Origin of the sequence: Acrocarpospora sp. B8E8 (genome assembly GCF_039871605.1) — a bacterium.
Taxonomy (GTDB): Bacteria; Actinomycetota; Actinomycetes; order Streptosporangiales; family Streptosporangiaceae; genus Acrocarpospora; species Acrocarpospora macrocephala.
Genome location: NZ_JBDPLV010000110.1, coordinates 1 through 20,238, shown reverse-complemented (window position 1 = coordinate 20,238; position 20,238 = coordinate 1). Strand labels below are relative to the sequence as shown.

The 20,238-nt window shown below is 69.5% G+C and carries 22 protein-coding genes; 17 read left to right on the top strand and 5 right to left on the bottom strand.

Annotation, left to right across the window (positions count from 1 at the left end; all coding sequences use genetic code 11):
- Positions 1–51 precede the first annotated feature (51 nt).
- Together ABGB08_RS50755 and ABGB08_RS50750 are read left to right on the top strand one after the other, a co-directional pair.
- Complete coding sequence (locus tag ABGB08_RS50755) at positions 52–2,025, top strand: S9 family peptidase (RefSeq protein WP_347606486.1); 1,974 nt, start codon at positions 52–54, stop codon at positions 2,023–2,025.
- 9 nt (positions 2,026–2,034) lie between these two features.
- Positions 2,035–2,841 (top strand): inositol monophosphatase family protein, encoded by an 807-nt coding sequence (locus ABGB08_RS50750; RefSeq protein ID WP_347606483.1) that lies wholly within the window; start codon positions 2,035–2,037, stop codon positions 2,839–2,841.
- Positions 2,842–2,916: 75 nt separating this feature from the next.
- Here the strand turns inward: ABGB08_RS50750 and ABGB08_RS50745 are convergent, their stop codons facing one another.
- On the bottom strand, positions 2,917–3,081 hold the full coding sequence (locus ABGB08_RS50745; RefSeq protein WP_170322029.1) for a hypothetical protein: 165 nt from the start codon (positions 3,079–3,081) through the stop codon (positions 2,917–2,919).
- 199 nt (positions 3,082–3,280) lie between these two features.
- Here ABGB08_RS50745 and ABGB08_RS50740 point away from each other — a divergent pair, with 199 nt between their 5' ends.
- The 5 genes from ABGB08_RS50740 to ABGB08_RS50720 all read left to right on the top strand — a co-directional run bounded on the left by ABGB08_RS50740 (position 3,281) and on the right by ABGB08_RS50720 (position 8,225).
- Entirely contained in the window at positions 3,281–3,934 is a 654-nt protein-coding gene (locus ABGB08_RS50740; protein WP_155361457.1) for a response regulator transcription factor, read from the top strand.
- 59 nt (positions 3,935–3,993) lie between these two features.
- On the top strand, positions 3,994–5,280 hold the full coding sequence (locus ABGB08_RS50735; protein WP_347606480.1) for a HAMP domain-containing sensor histidine kinase: 1,287 nt from the start codon (positions 3,994–3,996) through the stop codon (positions 5,278–5,280).
- 269 nt (positions 5,281–5,549) lie between these two features.
- On the top strand, positions 5,550–5,849 hold the full coding sequence (locus ABGB08_RS50730) for a DUF4193 domain-containing protein (protein ID WP_030505490.1): 300 nt from the start codon (positions 5,550–5,552) through the stop codon (positions 5,847–5,849).
- A gap of 36 nt (positions 5,850–5,885) precedes the next feature.
- Positions 5,886–6,683, top strand: a complete 798-nt coding sequence (locus ABGB08_RS50725) for a hypothetical protein (protein ID WP_347606476.1) — start codon at positions 5,886–5,888, stop codon at positions 6,681–6,683.
- Between the two features lie 165 nt (positions 6,684–6,848).
- Positions 6,849–8,225, top strand: coding sequence for a trehalose-6-phosphate synthase (locus ABGB08_RS50720; RefSeq protein ID WP_155351380.1), 1,377 nt, complete (start codon positions 6,849–6,851; stop codon positions 8,223–8,225).
- On the opposite strand, the gene ABGB08_RS50715 is transcribed toward ABGB08_RS50720, so the two are convergent.
- Complete coding sequence (locus tag ABGB08_RS50715; RefSeq protein WP_347606474.1) at positions 8,222–8,521, bottom strand: DUF4235 domain-containing protein; 300 nt, start codon at positions 8,519–8,521, stop codon at positions 8,222–8,224. The genes ABGB08_RS50720 and ABGB08_RS50715 overlap by 4 nt on opposite strands.
- An 85-nt stretch (positions 8,522–8,606) precedes the next feature.
- Here ABGB08_RS50715 and valS point away from each other — a divergent pair, with 85 nt between their 5' ends.
- The 6 genes from valS (at position 8,607) to ABGB08_RS50685 (ending at position 14,748) form a co-directional block, all read left to right on the top strand.
- Positions 8,607–11,129, top strand: coding sequence for a valine--tRNA ligase (gene valS / locus ABGB08_RS50710; RefSeq protein WP_347606471.1), 2,523 nt, complete (start codon positions 8,607–8,609; stop codon positions 11,127–11,129).
- Between the two features lie 184 nt (positions 11,130–11,313).
- The gene (locus tag ABGB08_RS50705) at positions 11,314–12,429 is read left to right on the top strand and encodes an AI-2E family transporter (protein WP_347606468.1); all 1,116 of its coding nucleotides are present in this window, start codon (positions 11,314–11,316) and stop codon (positions 12,427–12,429) included.
- An 11-nt stretch (positions 12,430–12,440) separates the two neighbouring features.
- Entirely contained in the window at positions 12,441–12,878 is a 438-nt protein-coding gene (gene dut, locus ABGB08_RS50700; protein WP_155361460.1) for a dUTP diphosphatase, read from the top strand.
- 25 nt (positions 12,879–12,903) lie between these two features.
- Entirely contained in the window at positions 12,904–13,569 is a 666-nt protein-coding gene (locus ABGB08_RS50695; RefSeq protein ID WP_347606465.1) for a DUF3710 domain-containing protein, read from the top strand.
- Positions 13,570–13,617: 48 nt separating this feature from the next.
- On the top strand, positions 13,618–14,013 hold the full coding sequence (locus ABGB08_RS50690; protein WP_155361461.1) for an OB-fold nucleic acid binding domain-containing protein: 396 nt from the start codon (positions 13,618–13,620) through the stop codon (positions 14,011–14,013).
- Positions 14,014–14,055: 42 nt separating this feature from the next.
- The gene (locus ABGB08_RS50685; RefSeq protein WP_246269216.1) at positions 14,056–14,748 is read left to right on the top strand and encodes a DUF3159 domain-containing protein; all 693 of its coding nucleotides are present in this window, start codon (positions 14,056–14,058) and stop codon (positions 14,746–14,748) included.
- On the opposite strand, the gene ABGB08_RS50680 is transcribed toward ABGB08_RS50685, so the two are convergent.
- Both ABGB08_RS50680 and ABGB08_RS50675 read right to left on the bottom strand, forming a co-directional pair.
- Complete coding sequence (locus ABGB08_RS50680) at positions 14,745–15,404, bottom strand: TrkA family potassium uptake protein (protein ID WP_155334868.1); 660 nt, start codon at positions 15,402–15,404, stop codon at positions 14,745–14,747. The two genes, ABGB08_RS50685 and ABGB08_RS50680, sit on opposite strands and share 4 nt — an antisense overlap.
- Positions 15,404–16,069: a TrkA family potassium uptake protein gene (locus ABGB08_RS50675; RefSeq protein WP_155361462.1), complete on the bottom strand. Its 666-nt coding sequence runs from the start codon at positions 16,067–16,069 to the stop codon at positions 15,404–15,406. The genes ABGB08_RS50680 and ABGB08_RS50675 overlap by 1 nt, the downstream gene beginning before the upstream one ends.
- Positions 16,070–16,171: 102 nt before the next feature.
- On the opposite strand from ABGB08_RS50675, the gene ABGB08_RS50670 reads away from it, so the two are divergent.
- Together ABGB08_RS50670 and ABGB08_RS50665 are read left to right on the top strand one after the other, a co-directional pair.
- Positions 16,172–18,208, top strand: a complete 2,037-nt coding sequence (locus tag ABGB08_RS50670; protein WP_347606460.1) for an APC family permease — start codon at positions 16,172–16,174, stop codon at positions 18,206–18,208.
- Positions 18,209–18,215: 7 nt separating this feature from the next.
- Entirely contained in the window at positions 18,216–19,448 is a 1,233-nt protein-coding gene (locus ABGB08_RS50665) for a class I SAM-dependent RNA methyltransferase (protein ID WP_347606457.1), read from the top strand.
- Here the strand turns inward: ABGB08_RS50665 and ABGB08_RS50660 are convergent.
- On the bottom strand, positions 19,394–19,603 hold the full coding sequence (locus tag ABGB08_RS50660; protein WP_347606454.1) for a hypothetical protein: 210 nt from the start codon (positions 19,601–19,603) through the stop codon (positions 19,394–19,396). The two genes, ABGB08_RS50665 and ABGB08_RS50660, sit on opposite strands and share 55 nt — an antisense overlap.
- 109 nt (positions 19,604–19,712) lie before the next feature.
- On the opposite strand from ABGB08_RS50660, the gene ABGB08_RS50655 reads away from it, so the two are divergent.
- Both ABGB08_RS50655 and ABGB08_RS50650 read left to right on the top strand, forming a co-directional pair.
- Complete coding sequence (locus ABGB08_RS50655; RefSeq protein ID WP_347606452.1) at positions 19,713–20,042, top strand: PadR family transcriptional regulator; 330 nt, start codon at positions 19,713–19,715, stop codon at positions 20,040–20,042.
- Between the two features lie 2 nt (positions 20,043–20,044).
- Positions 20,045–20,238: DUF1048 domain-containing protein (locus ABGB08_RS50650; protein ID WP_347606449.1), on the top strand; the 194-nt coding region annotated here is incomplete at its 3' end.

Here is a 20,238-nt window from a genome sequence, read left to right as displayed (position 1 = left end):
TCCCGCCGGTTCTCCTCTCGGTATGTGCCCGGCCGGAGGTAGGTTCGGACGATGACCTCGATCTTCCAGAATGTGCGCGAATACGTGGCGGTTCCGCGGGTGACCGCCCTGCGGCTGTCTCCCGACGCGACCCGGCTGGTCGCCGTGGTGCAGTCCCTCGACCCTGATGAGAAGGCGTATGGGACGGCGCTCTGGGAGATACCGCTGGATCCGGACGCGGAGCCGTACCGGCTGACTCGGTCGGCGAAGGGAGAAGCGGGTGCGGAGTTCACCCCCGATGGCGAGCTGCTGTTCGTCTCCCGCCGCCCCGACCCCACCGAGAAGGACTCCGACTCCGAGGCCGCCGCGCTGTGGCTGCTGCCCGAGCGCGGCGAGCCCCACCGCCTGGCGACCCGCCCCGGCGGGATCGGCGTCGTACGGGCGGGAGGCGGCACGATCGTGTACGCGGCCCAGGTGCTCCCCGGGGACTCCGCCACCGAGGCCGACCGCAGGAAGGCCCGCAAGGACGCCGGCGTCAGCGCGGTCCTCTACGACGACTACCCGATCCGCTACTGGGACCACGACCTCGGCCCCGCCCAGCCCCGCCTGTTCACCCTGGACGGGACCGACCTCACCCCCGACCCCGGCCGCGCCCTCGACCAAGCCTCCTTCGACGTCACGCCCGACGGCTCCACCGTCATCACCACCTGGCGGATCCCCACCGGCGCGGGGACCTCGCGGTCCGAACTGGTCGCCATCACCGGCGGCGAGCGGCGGGTGCTGGCCACCTCCGAGGCGCATGACTTCACCAGCCCGGTCCGGATCTCACCCGACGGACGCCAGGTCGCCTGCGTCCGGGAGCGGCACGGCACGATCGAGCGCTCCCTCGCCCTCGAACTGTGGGTGATCGACCTGACCACCGGCGAAGGGCGGGCTCTCGGGGGTGAGCTCTTCCCGGCGGCCCTCGCCTGGGGCTCCGACTGCCTCTACGTGGCCGCCGACCACCAGGGCCGCCGCCCGATCTTCCGGATCCCCCTCGACGGCGGCGGCCCGATCAGACTGACCCCGGACAACGGCGCCTACGCCGAGCTCAACCCCGCCCCCGACGGCAGCCTCTACGCGCTGCGCGGCGCGGTCGACGCCGCCCCCGCGCCGGTCAGGATCGCCCCAGACGGCACGCTCGAATACCTGCCCACCCCCACCCCCGCGATGGAACTCCCCGGCACCCTCACCGAGGTCAGCGCCATGGCCGAGGACGGCACCGAGATCCGCGCCTGGCTGGTCCTCCCCGAGGGCGCCAGCGCCGAGAACCCCGCGCCGTTCCTGCTGTGGATCCACGGCGGCCCGGTGAGCAGCTGGAACGACTGGTCCTGGCGGTGGAACCCGTGGATCATGGCCGCGCACGGCTACGCCATGCTGCTCCCTGACCCCTGCCTGTCCAGCGGGTACGGCCAGGCGATGCTCGACCGGGGCTGGGGCGACTGGGGCCCCGCCACCTTCGGCGACCTGATGGCGATCACCGACGCCGCGCTCAAGCTGCCGGAGATCGACGACCAGCGGACCGCCGCGATGGGCGGCTCGTTCGGCGGCTACATGGCCAACTGGGTGGCCGGGCATACCGACCGGTTCAAGGCGATCGTCACCCATGCCTCCCTGTGGAACCTGGGGCAGTTCGCCGGGACCACCGATGCCGCGATGTTCTGGCAGCGCGAGTGGGGCGAGCCCGGCGGGCCGATCAGCCAGCGGCTCTCCCCGCACCAGACGCTCGACAAGATCACCACACCGATGCTGGTGATCCACGGCGACAAGGACTACCGGGTGCCGATCGGCGAGGCGCTGAGCCTCTGGTGGGACCTACGCCGATCTGAGGTCGAATCCCAGTTCCTCTACTTCCCCGACGAGGGCCACTGGATCCTCAAACCCGGAAATGCCATCGCCTGGTACGACACCGTCCTCACCTTCCTCTACCGGCACGTGGAACCCGCGTTCGACCCCCCGGCCATCTCCGGCCTGATCGATCTCGGTGAACAGTGGCCGACTCGGTAGCCTGAGGGCATGCTCCCTGACGATCTGCTCGCCCTCGCCAAGGACATCGCCGTCGAAGCCGGAGAACTGCTCCTGGCCAAACGCCCGGCCCGCCCGGAGGTGATCGACACCAAGTCCAGCCCCACCGACGTCGTCACCGCCCTCGACCGGGAGACCGAGGACCTGATCCGGGCCAGGATCAAGGCGGTCCGCCCCGGTGACGCCATCCTCGGCGAGGAAGGCGGCGACGTTCCCGGCCAGGGCCGCGTCCGCTGGGTCGTCGACCCCATCGACGGCACCGTCAATTTCCTGTACGGCCTGCCCGCCTGGGCGATCAGCATCGGCGTCGAGGTGGACGGGGAGATCGTCGCGGGCGTCGTGAACGCCGTCCCGATGGGCGAGCTCTACACCGCGGTCAAGGGCGGCGGCGCCTGGCTGGCGGGGGAGCGGCTGCACTGCAACACCGGCGTGCCGCTGGACCGGGCGCTGATCGCCACCGGCTTCGGCTACGCGGCGTCCAGGCGGGTGGTCCAGGCCGAGGTGCTCACGCAGGTGCTGCCCCGGGTGCGGGACATCCGGCGTGGCGGCTCGTGCGCGGTCGACCTCTGCTCGGTGGCGGCCGGCCGGGTGGACGGGTATTACGAGCGCGGCACCCAGTACTGGGACCACGCCGCGGGCGGGCTCGTCGCGGCCGAGGCGGGGGCCAGGATCGGGGGGTTGCGCGGCAAGCCGTACAACCCGGAGCTGACGATCTGCGCGGCGCCGGGGTTGTTCGAGGAGCTGCACGACCTGCTGGCGGCACTGGATCCGGAACGCGACGCCCCCACCGGCGCGTAGGACGCCCCCTACCGGCCAGATGGCTCGCCCCCACCGGCCGGTAGGCCGATGGGGGCGGGGCGAACGTAACGCCGGTCAGCGCGGAAGCGGGATGCCGTGGTCGTCGGCCAGCCTCCGGAGATCTTCGATCTCGGCGGTGAGGGTGTCGGCGAGAAAATCGTCGCCGCTGTTCCTGGCCTCCTGAAGTCCCTTATAGGCCTGGTCGAGCCGGGTTTCGATCGTGGTCGTGAACTCGCCCATCTCACCTTCTTTCTCAGCGGTCCGCCTGGGGAGGACGTGCCTTCCCCGGCATCGGACAGAGGGGTGTGTGTGCCTCCTTTACCCACAGTCCGGGTAACACTAAACCAGGAGATTTTGTGCGGTGCTCGCCCGCTTACCGTGGGCTTACCGGCCGAAGCGGGAGAATGAGGCGTCAGCGCGGGTCACGAGGAGGATGTCCATGCGAGTACTGGTGGTGGAGGACGAGCGGGTGCTCGCCGACGCGATCGCGACCGGCCTGCGCCGCGAGGCGATGGCGGTGGACGTGGCCTACGACGGCGCGGAGGCGCTGGAGAAGACCTCCTACATCGACTACGACGTCGTCGTGCTGGACCGGGACCTGCCCAAGGTGCACGGGGACGAGGTGGCCAGGCGGCTGGTCGCCGACCGCACCGCGACCAGGATCATCATGCTCACCGCCGCCGGCGACGTGGACGACCGGGTCGAGGGCCTGGACCTGGGCGCCGACGACTACCTGGCCAAACCGTTCGCGTTCCTGGAGCTGATCGCCAGGGTCCGCGCGCTCGGCCGCCGCTCGGCGCCCGCGCTGCCCCCGGTCCTCGAACGCTCCGGCGTCCGGCTCGATCCCGGTAAACGCCTGGTCACCAGGGACGGCGCCGAGATCGCCCTGACCAAGAAGGAGTTCGCCGTCCTGGAGGAGCTGTTGCGCGCGGAGGGCGCCGTGGTCAGCCAGGAGGACCTGCTGGACAAGGCCTGGGACGAGCACATCGACCCGTTCACCAACGTGGTCCGGGTGACCATGATGACGCTGCGCAAGAAGCTCGGTGAGCCTCAGGTCATCGAGACCGTGCCAGGGGTGGGATACAAGCTGTGAGCGAACCGCGCGATCTGGCTGACACCGCACCCCAGCGGGGGCCACGGATGATGTCACCGGTGGGCACGGGGCCCTACCGCAGCCAGGTTCCGCCGCCTCCGAGCGGCCCGCCCGCCTGGGACGGCCCGCCCCCGCCCGGCGCGCACCCGGGCCCGCTGCCCCCGCTGGCCAACCGCCTCAAGTCGCTGTCGGACCGGATGAGCATCCGCTGGCGGCTCACGATCACCTACAGCACGCTGTTCTTCGTGGCTGGGGCGCTGCTGCTGATCGTGATGTACATCCTGGTCCGCCCGGTGCTCGACAGCGCGCTGAAAGTCAACCTGACGGTGCCGCGGGGCATCCCGCAGGAGCTGATCGATTACTGGGATCAAGAGATCACCATTAGGAACGCCAACGTCACCACCACCGTGCTGAGCGGGCTGATCACCCGGGGGCTGCTGGCGCTGCTCGGCATCGGCATCCTGGCCGTCATGCTCGGCTACGTGGTCGCCGACCGGGCGCTGAAACCGATCATGCAGATGACCGCCACCGCCAGGAAGCTCTCCGGCAGCTCGCTCGCGCACGAGCGCATCGACCTGCACGGCCCGGACGACGAGCTGAAGGAACTGGCCGACACCTTCGACGCCATGCTGACCCGGCTGAACATCGCCTTCGACGCCCAGCGCCGGTTCGTGGACAACGCCTCGCACGAGCTGCGCACGCCGCTGGCGATCAACAGGACCGTGCTGGAGGTGGCGCTGTCCGACCCGGAGGCCTCCGCCGACCTGCGCGTGCTCGGCCGTACCCTGCTGGGCACCAACGCCCGCAACGAGCGGCTGATCGAGGGCCTGCTGCTGCTGGCCCGCAGCGAGCGCGAGCTGTCGGTGCGCAAGCCGGTGGACGTCCAGGAGGTGGCCAAGACGGCCATCGAGCAGCTCCTCCCGCAGGCCCTCCAGCAGGACGTGCAGGTCGACCATGATCTGCATCCGGCCTCCACGATGGGCGATCCGGTGCTGCTGGAGCGCTGCGTGGCCAATCTCGTGGAGAACGGCATCAAATACAACGGGGGCGAGGGAAAGGTCTGGGTGCGTTCGGGAATTGTCGAGGGGGGTGCCGTTGTTCAGGTCGCGAACACGGGACCGCATGTGCCCGCGTACGAGGTGGACAGCCTCTTCGAGCCCTTCCGGCGGTTGCACGCCGATCGGGTCGAGTCCGCCAAGGGCGCGGGGCTGGGTCTGTCCATCGTGCGGGCCATCGTCCGCGCGCATGGGGGCACGGTGACCGCCGTCCCCCGGGACGGGGGCGGGCTCGTGGTGACGGTGCGACTCGCGGGTGGACCGCCCGTGACGACTCCGTCGGCGCGCTGATACGACCCTGCTGCACATCAGCCCCGCACATGTGGTTGGATGTGCCGTCGAACGCGGTGGGTCATCCCGCCAATGCTGTGGTTTCGCCATATTTGGCTAACTGGAGCCTTGCCGGGAACGGCGTCCCGCGTGTCGGAAGGTTCAGTGTCCGCCCTTCCGGGGTACCGATTGCAAAATCTCCCGGAAGATGCGGGCACAAGATTGGCCTTCCGAGCGTTAGATCGCGCGACGACGCGCAGACAGATAGATGAGGGGGATGGAGTACGCACATGGCTACCGACTACGACAGCCCGCGCAAGACCGACGATGACCTGAATGAGGACAGCCTTCAGGAACTCCAGGCGCGGCGCAGCGACAAGTCGTCGGGCAGCATCGACATCGACGAGACCGACCTGGCCGAGTCGCTTGAGCTGCCGGGGGCTGACCTGTCCAACGAGGAGCTCTCGCTCCGGGTGATACCACGGCAGGCCGACGAGTTCACCTGCTCCCGGTGTTTCCTGGTGCATCACCGCAGCCAGCTCGCGTCGGAGAAGAACGGGCAACAGGTCTGCCGCGAGTGTGCCGCCTGATTGAGGGAGAGGGTCCACCGAAGAAAGGGGCCGTGGATGGCTTCTGAAGCGGATCGATCGAAGGAACCACCGGATAGGGAAAGACCGGACGAGGTAGCCGAGCTCGTCGGCAAGCTCGTCGAACAGGACGGGTCCCCAGCGGAGACGGACGGGGCCGAGCGGCGACGGCTGCTCGGCCGTCTCAGCAAGGCTCTGGTCGTCTCCGCCAGGAAGGCGGGCACGTCCGGGGTCGGGCGGGGCCGCTGGCTGGCCGATGTGTTCATGAACATCGCGCCCAGACTCCCGATCCGGGACCTCGCGACCCTCCAGGAGCATCACTACGGCCTGACCGGCGAGCAGTTGGCCGACGACTTGGTCCGTACCGCGGTGAAGGCCACCACGGCCGTCGGCGCGGTCGGGGGCGCCCTCGCGGCGGCCGAGTTCGCCGCCCCTCCACTGCTGCTCTCCGCTCCGGCGCAGCTCGTCGCGGAAACCCTGGTCGTGGCTGCGATCGAGGTCAAGCTCCTGGCCGAGCTGCACGAAGCCTACGGAATCCAGGTGCAGGGCAACGGGGGCCAGCGCGCCGCCCAGTTCGCCGTGGCCTGGTCCAAACAGCGCGGGGTCGACCCGCTCAGCCCGGCGACGGTCACGCTGGCACTCGGCGCGGCGGCCAAGACCTCGCTGCGCAACCGCCTGATGCGCACGCTCGGGCGCCATCTCACCACCCTTGGCCCGTTCCTCACCGGGGCCGTCGCGGGCGGCACCCTCAACCGGGTCGCGACCAAACGGCTGGCCGCCGCCGTACGGGCGGATCTGCGCCGCCAGCGCGCTTTGCCACCTGGCTCTTCAGTTTGATATCAAACTGTAACCAAATGGTCTAAACCTCTCGGTCATGGCTGCCGACCTGCGGGAGATCATTCTCACAGCTTTGGTCCTGAATTGTGCACTTCGTGGGGGGTATGTGCCGTCCCGGGGACCTTACGTATGGTGGTCCCAAGGCGATGGTTCACTGGAGGGCTCATGCGTGGCACCAGCTCGTTCCTGATCGTCGCGAACCGGTTGCCGGTCGACCGAGTGGGCGAAAAACAATGGCGCCGAAGTCCTGGCGGTCTGGTGACCGCGATCGCGCCCGTCATGCAGCGGCGTGACGGGGCCTGGCTCGGCTGGACCGGCGCGGCGGGGGAGGAGCTCAAGCCGTTCGATCACGACGGCATGCACCTCATCCCGGTGCCGCTGTCCTCGATGGAGGTCGAGTTCTACTACGAGGGCTTCTCGAACGCCACCCTGTGGCCGCTTTACCACGACGTCGTGGCCCCCCCGATCTACTCCCGCGTGCTCTGGGACGCCTACCGCGCGGTCAACGACCGCTTCGCCCGGGCCGCCGCCGACGCCGCCGCGCCGGGTGCCGTGGTGTGGGTGCAGGACTACCAGCTCCAGCTGGTGCCCAGCATGCTGCGCAAGCTCCGGCCCGATGTGAAAATCGGGTTCTTCCTGCACATCCCATTCCCGCCCGGCGAGCTGTTCATGCAGCTGCCGTGGCGCGTCGAACTGCTGGAAGGGCTGCTCGGGGCCGACCTGGTGGGCTTCCAGCGTCCCGGCGGCGCGTCCAACTTCGTCCGGCTCTGCCGGAAGATGCTGGGCGTCTCGACGGTCAAGAACGACATCCAGCTGGACAACGGCCGGACCGTGCGGGCCGAGGCGTACCCGATCTCGGTGGACTTCGGGGAGCTGGACCAGCTGGTCCGCGAATCCCACGTGATGGCCAGGGCCAAGGAGATCAGGGCCGAGCTCGGCGACCCGGAGCACGTGCTGCTGGGCGTCGACCGCCTCGACTACACCAAGGGCATCAGAGCCCGCCTCAAGGCCTACGGCGAGCTGTTCGCCGAGGGCAGGCTGAAGCCGGGCGAGGCGGTGTTCGTGCAGGTCGCCACCCCGACCAGGGAACGCGTCGAGGAGTACATCCGGCTCCGCAACGACATCGAGCTCCAGGTCGGCCGGATCAACGGCGAGTACGGCGAGATCGGCCGCGCCCCCATCACCTACATGCACCAGTCCTTCGGCCGGGAGGAGCTGGCCGCCCTCTACTGCGCCGCCGACGTGATGATGGTCACCCCGCTGCGGGACGGCATGAACCTGGTCGCCAAGGAGTATGTGGCCTGCCGCCACGACCTGCGCGGCGCCCTGGTGCTGAGCGAGTTCGCGGGGGCGGCCGATGAGCTGAAACAGGCCTACCTGGTCAACCCCTACGACGTCGACGGCATGAAGCGGACCATGATGGCCGCCATGCAGGCGCCCCCGCACGAGCTGGGACGCCGGATGCGCTCGTTGCGCCGCCGGGTCGCCACCCACGACGTGGACCGGTGGGCGAACGAGTTCCTGACGGCGCTGGAGAGCTAGTCCTTGATCTCGTCCTGAACGGCCTGTGCCGCGGCCTTCCAGCTGTACCACTTTTTGGCCGCGGCCCGGGTCATCACGATCCTGGCCACCTCCATGCCCAGGCCCATCACGACCGCGTAGGCCACCGCCTCGCCCAGGCTCACGTCCGGCGAGTCGGTGTTGGCCGGCGGCTTCTTTCCGGTCGCCTTCTCCCACGCGAAGGAGAGCACCTTCTTGGACAGGAAGCCCACGGCCAGTCCCACCAGACCGCCCACGATCCGCCACTGCATGTCCGGCTTCTCTTCCGTACCCGCCATGATTCCTCTTCTCGGTGATTCCTCCTCGGTAACGACCCTAGTCTGTGCCAGCCACGGCCAAGCCGACGCCATACCATGAGGTGGCATGACGACTCAGCGAATCGTGCCACCAGAACGTCCCACCCTTGATGGGCTGGAGACGGTATGGGTAGGCCGCTGGGAGGCCGACGGGACCTACCGCTTCGACCGGTCCAGGACGCGCGAGCAGATCTACTCGATCGACACGCCGCCGCCGACCGTCTCCGGGTCCCTGCACGTCGGTCACGTCTTCTCCTATACTCACACCGATACGATCGCCCGGTTCATGCGGATGCGCGGCCGTGAGGTCTTTTATCCCATGGGGTGGGACGACAACGGGCTGCCCACCGAGCGCCGGGTGCAGAACCATTTCGGGGTGCGTTGCGACCCCTCGGTGCCGTACGACCCGGGGTTCACGCCGCCGGACAAGCCAGGCAAGCAGCAGGTGCCGATCTCGCGGCGGAACTTCATCGAGCTGTGCGAGCGGCTGACCGTCGAGGACGAGAAGGCCTTCGAGGAACTCTGGCGGCGGCTCGGGCTCTCCGTGGACTGGTCGCTCACCTACGCCACCATCGACGACGCCTCCCGGGCCGCGTCCCAGCGGGCCTTCCTGCGCAATCTGGCGCGGGGTGAGGCCTATCTGTCGGAGGCGCCCACGCTGTGGGACGTCACCTTCCGCACCGCCGTGGCTCAGGCCGAGCTGGAGGACCGGGACTATCCTGGTGCGTTCCACCGCATCGGCTTCCATTTGACGCCTGAGCAGCAGGCACAGGGCTTCGCGGAGCGGGTCTGGATCGAGACCACCCGGCCCGAGCTCATCCCGGCCTGCGTGGCGCTGGTCGCCCACCCGGACGACGAGCGTTACCGGCCGCTGTTCGGCAGCACCGTGCGCACGCCGGTGTTCGGGGTCGAGGTGCCGGTGCTCGCGCACCACCTGGCCGAACCGGACAAGGGCTCGGGCATCGCCATGATCTGCACGTTCGGCGACGTCACCGACGTGACCTGGTGGCGCGAGCTGGATCTGCCCACCAGGGCGATCATCGGCTGGGACGGGCGGCTGCTGCCGGAGCCGCCGGAGGGGGTGCCGGCGGAGCCGTACAAGGAACTGGCCGGGAAGACCACCCACAGCGCGCGCGAGCGGCTGGTGCAGATGCTGCGCGAGTCGGGCGACCTGGAGGGCGAGCCGCGCGGGGTGCTGCGGGCGGTCAAGTTCTACGAGAAGGGCGACCGGCCGCTGGAGATCGTCACCACCCGGCAGTGGTACGTGCGCAACGGCGGCAGGGACGAGAAGCTGCGCTGGGAACTGCTCGACCGGGGCAAGGAGCTGACCTGGCACCCGCCGCACATGCGGGTCCGCTACGACAACTGGGTGAGCGGCCTCAACGGCGACTGGCTGATCTCCCGGCAGCGGTTCTTCGGGGTGCCGATCCCGGTCTGGTACCAGCTCGACTCCGAGGGCCAGCCCATCCACGAGGCGCCCATCGTGCCGCCGGAGGACATGCTGCCGGTGGATCCGTCCAGCGACGCCCCGCCCGGGTTCAGCGAGGCGCGCCGCGGGCAGCCGTACGGCTTCGCCGGGGACCCCGACGTGATGGACACCTGGGCGACCTCCTCGCTGACCCCGCAGATCGCGGCCGGCTGGGAGCGCGACGAGGACCTGTTCCAGCGGGTCTTCCCGATGGACCTGCGCCCGCAGGCCCACGAGATCATCCGCACCTGGCTGTTCTCCACCGTGGTCCGCGCCCACCAGGAACAGGGCGCCCTGCCCTGGGCCCACACCGCCATCTCCGGCTGGATCCTGGACCCCGACCGCAAGAAGATGTCCAAGTCCAAGGGCAACGTGGTCACCCCGCTCGGCCTGCTCGAGGAGTACGGCTCCGACGCCGTGCGCTACTGGGCCGCCAACGGCCGCCCCGGCACCGACACCGCCTTCGACACCGGCCAGATCAAGATCGGCCGGCGGCTGGCCATCAAGATCCTCAACGCGGCCAAGTTCATCCTCGGCTTCGGCGAGCAGGACGGGCCGATCGGCGCGCCCATCGACCTGTCCATGGTGGCCGCCCTGGACGCGGTGGTGGCCGAGGCCACCGAGGCGTTCGAGGCATACGACTACACCCGCGCGCTGGAGCGGACGGAACGTTTCTTCTGGCAGTTCTGCGACGACTACCTCGAACTGGTCAAAGCCCGCGCCTACGAGGGCGACGCCTCCGCCGTGGCCGCCCTGCGCCACGCGCTGGACGTGCTGCTGCGGCTGTTCGCGCCGTTCCTGCCGTTCGTCACCGAGGAGGTCTGGTCCTGGTGGCGGCCCGGCTCGGTGCACCGCGCCGTCTGGCCGGTCCCGGCGGGTCTGGACGGCGACCCCGCCGTGCTGGAGGCCGTCGCCGAGGTGCTGCGCCAGGTCCGCAAGGCCAAATCGGCGGCCAAGCTCTCGATGCGCGCCGAGATCTCCCGGCTGGACGTCACCGGCGCCGCGGCCGGGCTGGTCCGGCTGGCCGCCGATGATCTCTGCGCGGCCGGGAACGTGGAGGAGTTCGTCCTCGACGGGGGAGACGGGCCACTCACGGTGGACACGGTTATCGAAAATTCATGAAAAAGGGCGCGATCTAGACAGGCGCGGCGACGAGTGGCCTGGTCGGCGGTTATGCGGGCTGGGTTTCTCGTTAATAAATGGCTGCGCGTTCCTGGGCGGCGCGTGCCAGTGTGGATGAGTGATCTCGGATAGGGAGCGTCAGATTTCGGAACGAGACCGGCCGCACCGGCGCGGCGGGCCCGGGGTGCCGCCCATCCTGAACACCCTGGCGGCCTGGAGCTGGCGGGTCATCGTGATCGGCGCGCTGATCTACCTGGTCGCGATGATCATCGCCAGGCTCAGCTTCGTCGCCCTGCCGGTGGCCATCGCGTTCCTGCTGACCGCGCTGCTCTTCCCGCTCACCAACCGGCTGCGCGCGGCCGGGCTGCGGCCCATCTACGCGACCTGGATCACCATGCTGGTCGCGTTCGCGTTCATCGGCGGCGTGGGCTTCATCATCGGAGTCCGCGCCAACGAGGAGTTCCCCGGCCTGGTCGCGCAGATCCAGCAGACCGCGCGGGACGCGCAGAACTGGCTGATCACCGGGCCGTTCCACCTGAAAGAGGCGCAGATCGCCGACTTCGTGGAGGAGCTGACCCGGCAGCTGGACCAGCAGCGCGGCCAGATCACCAGCACCGTGCTCAGCGGCGCGACCGCGATCATCGAGGTGCTGGCCTCCATCGTGCTGCTGCTGTTCATCACCTTCTTCCTGCTCAAGGACGGGGACCGGATCTGGTCCTGGTTCCTGCGCGCGTTCGGCGGCGCGGCGCCCCGGGTGGACCGGGCCGGGCGGGCGGCCTGGCGCACGCTGTCGCACTACGTGCTCGGCACGGTGGCCGTCGCCGCCGTGCACGGCCTGATCATCGGCGTGGTGCTGGCGGGCATGCGGGTGCCGCTCTGGGCGCCGCTGGCCGTGCTGGTGTTCCTGGCGAGCTTCATCCCGATCGTGGGTATCTTCTTCGCCGGGGCGATCGCCACCCTGGTCGTGTTCGGCGCCCAGGGCTGGGTGTACGCGCTGGTCTTCGTCGGCATCCTGATCGTGGAGCAGCAGCTGGAGAACCACGTGCTGCAGCCCTTGATCGTCGGCCGGGCGCTGGAGTTCCACCCACTGGCGATCATCCTGGTGCTGGCCGTGGGCGGCGTGCTCGGCGGCATCGCCGGGGCCGCCGTGGCCGTGCCGGTGGCCGCGGTTATCTACCGGGCCCTGCCCGAGCTGCGCAAGGACGAGCCGCCCGCGCTTCCCCCCGCTCCTGGAACTCCACCAGAAACACCGCCCCCACCAGGCGCGGGAGAAGCCGTGCCGGAGACGCCGAGCCGGTAGGGTTTCAGTTCATGAGTGTCGAGGTCCTGATTCACCGGCTCGACCCCGAGCTGCCATTACCGTCGTACGCGCATCCGGGAGACGCGGGCGCGGACCTTTACGCGGCCGAGGACGTGGAGTTGCTGCCCGGCGAGCGGGCCATGGTCGGCACCGGGGTGGCGATCGCGCTGCCCGATGGGTACGCGGCCTTCGTGCACCCGCGCTCTGGCCTGGCCGCCCGGTTCGGTGTCACGCTGGTGAACGCGCCCGGCACGGTCGACGCCGGCTACCGGGGTGAGATCCGGGTCACGCTGCTGAACACCGACAGCAAGGACGCGGTCCGGCTGCGGCGCGGCGACCGGGTGGCCCAGCTGGTCATCCAGCGGGTGGAGAAAGCGGCCTTCCACGAGGTGGAACGGCTGCCCGGCTCGGCGCGCGGCGCCGGGGGGTTCGGCTCCACCGGCAGATAGAATCAAGTCAAGGAGTGTGAAAGACGTGTTCCGACGCCGACGCGGCGCGGCCGAGCCCATGGCGGCCCCGCCCGAGACGGAACCGGCCGTGCCGGTCCGCGAGTCAGGTCCGTGGGACGCGGACGAGGGGTATCCGACCGCCGAGCGTGTCGATCTGGGCGGCCTGCTGCTGCCCATCGGGGCCGGCTTCGAAGTCCAGCTGCAGGTGGCGGGCGACCAGATCATCGGCGCGCTGGTGCTGGTGGAGGAGAGCGCGCTGCAGGTGCACGCCTTCGCCGCGCCCAAGCGCAGCGGCATCTGGGACGAGGTCAGGGCCGAGCTGGTCCGCGAGGTCGGCGTCGCCGGCGGCACCGTGGAGGAGCGGGAGGGCCCGTTCGGCATCGAGCTGGCGGCCCAGGTGCCCCAGCAGCCGGGCGAGGCCAAGCAGCCGGTCCGCTACCTCGGCATCGACGGGCCGCGCTGGTTCCTGCGCGCGGTGGTCAGCGGTCCCGCCGCGGTCGACCCGGCCGCCGCGGAGCCGCTGGAGAACGTGATCAAGGACATCGTGGTGGTCCGGGGGGACGAGCCGATGGCGCCCAAGGAGGCGATCGCGCTGCGGCTGCCCGCCGAGGCGCGGCAGGCCATGGAGCAGGAGCCGGAGCCGGAGTGGAACCCGTTCGAGCGCGGCCCCGAGATCGCCGAAATTCGGTAGCATCGCCGGTTGGCCCCGGGCGGTAAGCATCGCCTAGGCTGATAAATCATGACAACTCAGGAGCCTCAACGTAAGGGTGGATCTGGCGGGCTGCGCGCCTTCTTCCGGCGCCTGACCAGCAGCCAGGCCGAGCTTGAGGCTGCCGAACTGCGCGAGGACCTCGACCGGCACGGCGCGACCCCGATCGCCTCGTGCGCCGAGCGGCAACGTTTCTGCGTGGCCGGTACGCTGCGTACGGTGACGCTCCGCCCCCGCGGCGGCGCGCCCGCACTGGAGGCCGAGCTGTATGACGGGTCGGATGTGATCGACCTGGTCTGGCTCGGCCGCCGGAAGATCGTGGGGATCGAACCGGGCCGGGTGGTCCGGGCCGAGGGCCTGGTGAGCCTGCAGGACGGCCGCAAGGTCATGTTCAACCCGCGATACGAGCTGCGCCCAACCGGCTGAATCCGGAAATTTCCGGAAAAACTAGGAAACGGTGAACGACGAGTGAGTACTGCCGATGAGGCCGTGCCGGTGCAGCCCACCGCTACGGTTCCGCAGCCCGCGGAGACGTACGAGACGGTAGAAGCCGCCGTCCGGGCTCAGCTTTCCAAGGCGTTCGGCGGCAGGCGGGGCACGATCGAGGCCGCCGTGCCCACGATCGCGTTCACATTGGCCTGGATCTTCACCGAGCAGCTGCAGCTCTCGCTCATCCTCAGCGGCGGCCTCGCCGCCGCGCTGCTGGTGGCCCGGATCGTGCAGCGATCCACCCCGCAGTTCGTGCTCAACAGCCTGTTCGGCATCGGCATCGGCGCGTTCTTCGCACTCCGCAGCGGCAAGGCCGAGGACGCCTTCCTGCCCGGCATGTTGTGGATCGCGGTGGTCGAGGCCATCATGATCTTCTCGATCCTGGTGCGCTGGCCGTTCATGGGGTTCATGCTCGGGGCCACCAACCCCGAAGACCCGCTGGCCTGGCACCGCGACAAGGGCATCGTGAAGCTCTGCACCAAGGTCTCGTGGATCATGGTGCTGCCCGGCCTGATCAAGCTGACCGTGCAGATCCCGCTCTACCTGGCCGGGCAGGTGTTCTGGCTTGGCATCGCCAAGGTCGCGCTCGGCTGGCCGGTCTACCTGGCCGCGCTGGCCACGGTCGGCTGGGTGCTCGCCCGCGGCCGCACGGCCGTACAGCCTCAGGTTTAGTGCGGCGACAGGAGCTGGCCCAGCTCCTCCTCGACCTCCTGGCTGGCCACGAACAGCAGCTCGTCGCCCGCCTCCAGGGGGTCGTCGGCCGACGGGACCAGCACCCGGCCCTCGCGCAGGATCGCCACCAGCACCGAATCGGTCGGCCACGGCACCGAACCGGCCCGCTGGCCGACCACCGGCGCGTCCTCGGGCAGGGTCAGCTCGACCAGGTTGGCCTGGCCCTGGCGGAACGTCATCAGCCGGACCAGGTCGCCGACGCTGACCGCCTCCTCGACCAGGGCGCTGAGCAGGCGCGGCGTCGAGACGGCCACGTCCACGCCCCAGGACTCGTTGAACAGCCACTCGTTCTTGGGGTGGTTGATGCGGGCGACCACCCGGGGCACGCCATACTCCGTCTTGGCCAGCAGGGAGACGACCAGGTTGACCTTGTCGTCGCCGGAGGCGGCGATCACCACGTGGCAGGCGTTGAGGCCGGCCTCGTCCAGCGCGGTGATCTCGCAGGCGTCGGCGAGCAGCCACTCCGCCCGCGGCACACTGTCGATCTTGATGGCCTTGGGGTCGATGTCGATGAGCAGGACCTCATGGCCGTTCTCCAGGAGCTCGGCCGCGATCGACCGCCCTACGGCGCCCGCCCCCGCGATCGTGACGCGCATCAGTTCTCCTCGACCGGAATGCCGGACAGCACCTTGTTGACCCGTTCCATCTCGTTGCCGGCCGCCACCACGTGCAGGATGTCGCCCTCCTGGACCACGGTGTCGTCCTTGGGCACCAGCGCCTCGCCCATCCGGTTGATGAACGCCAGCCTGGCGCCGGTGGCCGACTCCACCTCGCGCACCCGGGCCCCGATCCAGGCCGGGTTGAAGGTCACCTCGGCCAGCACCACCGTGCCGGTCGGGTCCCGCCAGAGCGGCTCGGCGCCCTCCGGCAGCACCCGGCGCAGGATCTGGTCGGCGGTCCACCGCACGGTCGCCACCGTCGGGATGCCCAGCCGCTGGTAGACCTCGGCCCGCCGGGGGTCGTAGATGCGGGCCACCACGTTGTCGACCCCGAAGGTCTCCCTGGCCACCCGGGCCGAGATGATGTTGGAGTTGTCGCCGCTGCTGACCGCCACGTAGGCCTGGGCCGACTCGATCCCGGCCTCCTCCAGCACGTCCCGGTCGAAACCCATGCCCGTCACCCGGCGGCCACGGAAGCCCGAACGCAGCCGCCGGAATGCCTGCGGATCCCGGTCGATGATCGCGACCGAGTGGCCGTTGTCCTCAAGGATGTGCGCGAGGGTCGAACCCACCCGCCCGCACCCCATGATCACAATGTGCATGCTCCCCGCCGGTCTGTGCGCCCAGTTCAATGAGCCCAGTATGGCGCGCGGAACGAGTGCCGCGTGCGCTGGCCCGGTCCAGGACGGCTAGCATCTTCAGACGTGTCAAAAGTGACGGATTTTACCAAGCGCCTGCTGGTTGGGCGCGCATTGAGGAGCACCGAGCTGCATGGGCAGCTGCTCCCCAAGCGCATCGCGCTGCCCGTCTTCGCCAGCGACGCGCTTTCCTCCGTCGCGTACGCCCCGCAGGAGATCCTGGTCATCCTCTCCATCGCGGGCGTGGCCGCCTACCATTTCAGCCCGTGGGTGGCGCTGGCCGTGGTGGTCATCATGCTCACCGTGGTCGCGTCGTACCGGCAGAATGTGCACGCCTACCCGAGCGGGGGCGGCGACTACGAGGTGGCCACCAAGAACCTGGGGCCCAACGCGGGCCTCACCGTGGCCAGCGCGCTGCTGGTCGACTATGTGCTGACGGTGGCCGTCTCGGTGGCCAACGGCGTCGACTACGTGGGCGCGACCATTCCGTTCGTGGGCGAGAACAAGCCCGGGGTGGCCATCACCATCGTGGTCGTGCTGACCATGATGAACCTGCGCGGCATCCGCGAGTCGGGGATCGCCTTCGCCATCCCGACCTACACGTTCATGGCGGCCGTCATCTTCATGATCGGCTGGGGTCTGGTCCGGATGTTCGTGCTCGGGCAGGACCTGCACGCGCCCACCGAGGGCTTCGACGTTGTCTCGGAACAGGTGGACCTGGCGGGGTTCGCCCTGGTCTTCCTGGTGCTGCGGGCCTTCGCGTCCGGCTGCGCGGCGCTGACCGGGGTGGAGGCGATCAGCAACGGGGTGCCCGCGTTCCGCAAGCCGAAGAGCAAGAACGCCGCCACCACGCTGCTCATGATGGGCCTGATCGCCGTCACCATGTTCGGCGGGATCATCTTCCTCGGCCTGAAATCCGGGGTGACGGTCGCCGACCCGACCTATGTCGCGCACGGCCTGCTCGGCCCCGACGGCCAACCGGTCGGGGCCGACTACTACCAGGAGCCGATCATCTCCCAGGTAGCCGCCGCCGTCTTCGGGGCCGACACCGTGCTGTTCGTGGTGATCTCGGCGGTCACCGCGCTGATCCTGTTCCTGGCCGCCAACACGGCGTTCAACGGCTTCCCCGTGCTCGGCTCCATCCTCGCCCAGGACCGCTACCTGCCCCGCCAGCTGCACACCCGGGGGGACCGGCTGGCCTTCAGCAACGGCATCGTCATCCTGGCGACCGCCGCCTGCCTGCTCATCTGGGCCTTCGACGCGGACGTGAGCCGCCTGCTCAACCTGTACATCGTGGGCGTGTTCGTGTCGTTCACGCTCAGCCAGATCGGGATGGTCCGGCACTGGACGCGGCTGCTGCGCACCGAGACCGACGGCAAGCTGCGGCTGCACATGATTCGGTCGCGGGTGATCAACGGCTTCGGCGGTGTGATGACCGGTCTGGTGCTGATGGTGGTGCTGGTGACGAAGTTCACCCACGGCGCGTTCATCGTCTGCATCGCGATGCCGGTGCTGTTCCTGATGATGAAGGCCATCCGGCACCATTACGACGCGGTGGCCGCGGAGCTGGCCGCGCCGGAGGGCGACCTGGACACCTCCATGCTGCCCGCGCGCAACCACGCCATCGTGCTGGTCTCCAAGGTGCACAAGCCCACCCTGCGGGCGCTGGCGTACGCGCGGGCCACCCGGCCGTCCACGCTGGAGGCGGTCAGCGTGGGCGTGGATCAGGAGGAGTCGGCCCGGTTGCAGGAGGAGTGGGATCGGCGCGGGATTCCGGTGCCGTTGAAGATCCTGGACTCGCCGTACCGGGAGATCACGCGGCCGATCCTGGACTACGTGCGGTCGCTGCGCCGGCGGTCGCCGCGGGATGTGGTGACGGTTTACATTCCCGAGTATGTGGTCGGGCGCTGGTGGGAGCATCTGCTGCACAACCAGAGCGCGCTGCGGCTCAAGGGGCGGCTGTTGTTCAAGCCCGGGGTGATGGTGACGAGCGTGCCGTGGCAGCTGGAGTCCGCCGATCGGTTGACGGGGCGGCCCGAGCCGTCCGCGCCGGGGCAGGTGCGCAGGCCGTACGGGCGTGACGACACTCAGCTCAAGGCATGATGGAGGGATGCTCGAACTGACGGTTGGCGCGGTGGCCAATGGTGGATGGTGTGTGGCCAGGCACGAGGGACGGGTGGTGTTCGTCCGCCATGCGCTGCCGGGGGAGCGGGTCCTGGCCCGGGTCACCGAGGAGACCACCCGGTTCCTGCGCGCCGACGCTGTCGAGATTTTGGAGGCTTCACCGGATCGGGTCACGCCGCCCTGCCCGTTCAGCGGTCCCGGCCGTTGCGGCGGCTGCGACTGGCAGCACGCCTCGCTGGCCGCGCAGCGCCGCCTCAAGGCTGACGTCGTCGCCGAGCAGTTGCAGCGCCTGGCCGGGATCACCCGCGAGGTGGTCGTGGAGGAGGTGCCCGGGACGCCCGACGGCCTCGGCTGGCGCACCCGCGTGCAGTTCGCCGCCGACCGCGACGGCCGCCTCGGCCTGCGCCGCCACCGCTCGCACGAGATCGAGCGCATCGACGCCTGCCTGATCGCCCACCCCGCCATCGAGGACCTGCGCGTCTCCACCGAAGGCTGGCGCGGCGCGGCCACCGTCGAGTTCATCGCCGCCACCGGTGGCGACCGCGCGGTCGTCGTCACCCCCAAACCCCACCGCGACGTCCGCATCCCCGACGTGGACGCCTCGATCATGCTGGACGAGGGCCGCCGCGGCACCCGCGTGCTCCAGGGCAAGGGCACCCTGACCGAGCACGTCGCCGGCCGCGACTACCGCGTCTCCGCCAGCGGCTTCTGGCAGGTTCACCCCGCCGCCGCGGCCACCCTGCAGAACGCCGTCCTCGACTTCGCTCAGCCCAAACCCGGCGAATGGGCCCTGGACCTCTACTGCGGTGTCGGCCTGTTCGCCGCCGCCCTGGCCGAAGCCGTCGGCCCCTCCGGCGCCGTCCTCGGCATCGAATCCGAACCCCCTGCCGTCCAGGACGCCCGCCACAACCTCCGCGACCTCCCGCAGGCCCAGACCGAGCGCGGCAAGGTCGAGGAGGCCCTCGACCGCCTCGACATCCAGCAGGCCGACCTCGTCGTCTGCGACCCACCTCGCTCCGGCCTCGGCCGCCCGGTCGTCACCCGTATCGCGTCGCTGACCCCCAGCAGGATCGTGTACGTCTCCTGCGACCCGGCCACCTTGTCCCGCGACCTCAACTGGTTCGCCGAACTCGGCTACGACCTGGCCGAACTCCGCGCTTTTGATCAATACCCGATGACCCACCACGTGGAGTGCGTCGCCCTGCTGGTCAGGGGATAGATCAAGGCTCTGCCCGCGGACAGGACCTCGGTGATCTTGGTGATGGCCTCAGGCCCGGGTTTGACGTAGCGCAGGGCGGTGCGGGGGTTCTCGTGCCGGGTCCTGCCCATGATCAGCGCTCGCTCACGAGCAGTGATCAGGTCGCCTGCACCCACACGCTCGCGGCCTCGGCATGTCTCTCAGCTACTTGGTGTTGCTATATACCAGTAGTCAGTGTTACCGTGTACTGGTAGTCAGCGACACTGAATAGCTGAGGGGTGTTCCGTGGGCAAGCAGGTGACGGAGATGCTCAAGGGAACGCTGGAGGGCATCGTCCTGGCGATCCTGTCCGGCCGGTCCGCGTACGGCTACGAGATCACGGCGTGGCTGCGGGATCAGGGCTTCGCCGACATCGCCGAGGGCACCATCTACGCGCTGCTCATCAGGATCGAGCAGCGCGGTCTCGTCGACGTGGAGAAGGTCCCGTCCGAGAAGGGGCCGCCGCGCAAGGTGTATTCCCTGAACGCGCGGGGGCGCGAGTATCTCGAAGAGTTCTGGAGGAACTGGAGCTTCCTCGCCGAACGGCTCGAACAGCTCCGCGAAGGAGGTAAGTAGCCATGGACACAGGGTCGAACGAGCCGAAGAGCCGCTACCTGAAGTACCTGGAGGTGATCACCGGGTCGCTGGAGGACAAGAGGCGCTGGCGGCAGTACAAGGCGCGGGTCAGACGGCTTCCCGAGAACTATCGCACGGCGGTCGAAGCGCTGGAGCGGTACCTGATGCATTTCGGGCCGGGGGACGGCGCCGACGC

Coding starts and splice junctions, on each gene's coding strand:
- ABGB08_RS50720 (WP_155351380.1), top strand. CDS start 6,849: ATGCGTGGCACCAGCTCGTTCCTGATCGTCGCGAACCGGTTGCCGGTC.
- valS (WP_347606471.1), top strand. CDS start 8,607: ATGACGACTCAGCGAATCGTGCCACCAGAACGTCCCACCCTTGATGGG.
- ABGB08_RS50755 (WP_347606486.1), top strand. CDS start 52: ATGACCTCGATCTTCCAGAATGTGCGCGAATACGTGGCGGTTCCGCGG.
- ABGB08_RS50740 (WP_155361457.1), top strand. CDS start 3,281: ATGCGAGTACTGGTGGTGGAGGACGAGCGGGTGCTCGCCGACGCGATC.
- ABGB08_RS50675 (WP_155361462.1), bottom strand. CDS start 16,069: ATGCACATTGTGATCATGGGGTGCGGGCGGGTGGGTTCGACCCTCGCG.
- ABGB08_RS50725 (WP_347606476.1), top strand. CDS start 5,886: ATGGCTTCTGAAGCGGATCGATCGAAGGAACCACCGGATAGGGAAAGA.
- ABGB08_RS50750 (WP_347606483.1), top strand. CDS start 2,035: ATGCTCCCTGACGATCTGCTCGCCCTCGCCAAGGACATCGCCGTCGAA.
- dut (WP_155361460.1), top strand. CDS start 12,441: ATGAGTGTCGAGGTCCTGATTCACCGGCTCGACCCCGAGCTGCCATTA.
- ABGB08_RS50690 (WP_155361461.1), top strand. CDS start 13,618: ATGACAACTCAGGAGCCTCAACGTAAGGGTGGATCTGGCGGGCTGCGC.
- ABGB08_RS50730 (WP_030505490.1), top strand. CDS start 5,550: ATGGCTACCGACTACGACAGCCCGCGCAAGACCGACGATGACCTGAAT.
- ABGB08_RS50715 (WP_347606474.1), bottom strand. CDS start 8,521: ATGGCGGGTACGGAAGAGAAGCCGGACATGCAGTGGCGGATCGTGGGC.
- ABGB08_RS50680 (WP_155334868.1), bottom strand. CDS start 15,404: ATGCGCGTCACGATCGCGGGGGCGGGCGCCGTAGGGCGGTCGATCGCG.
- ABGB08_RS50745 (WP_170322029.1), bottom strand. CDS start 3,081: ATGGGCGAGTTCACGACCACGATCGAAACCCGGCTCGACCAGGCCTAT.
- ABGB08_RS50665 (WP_347606457.1), top strand. CDS start 18,216: ATGCTCGAACTGACGGTTGGCGCGGTGGCCAATGGTGGATGGTGTGTG.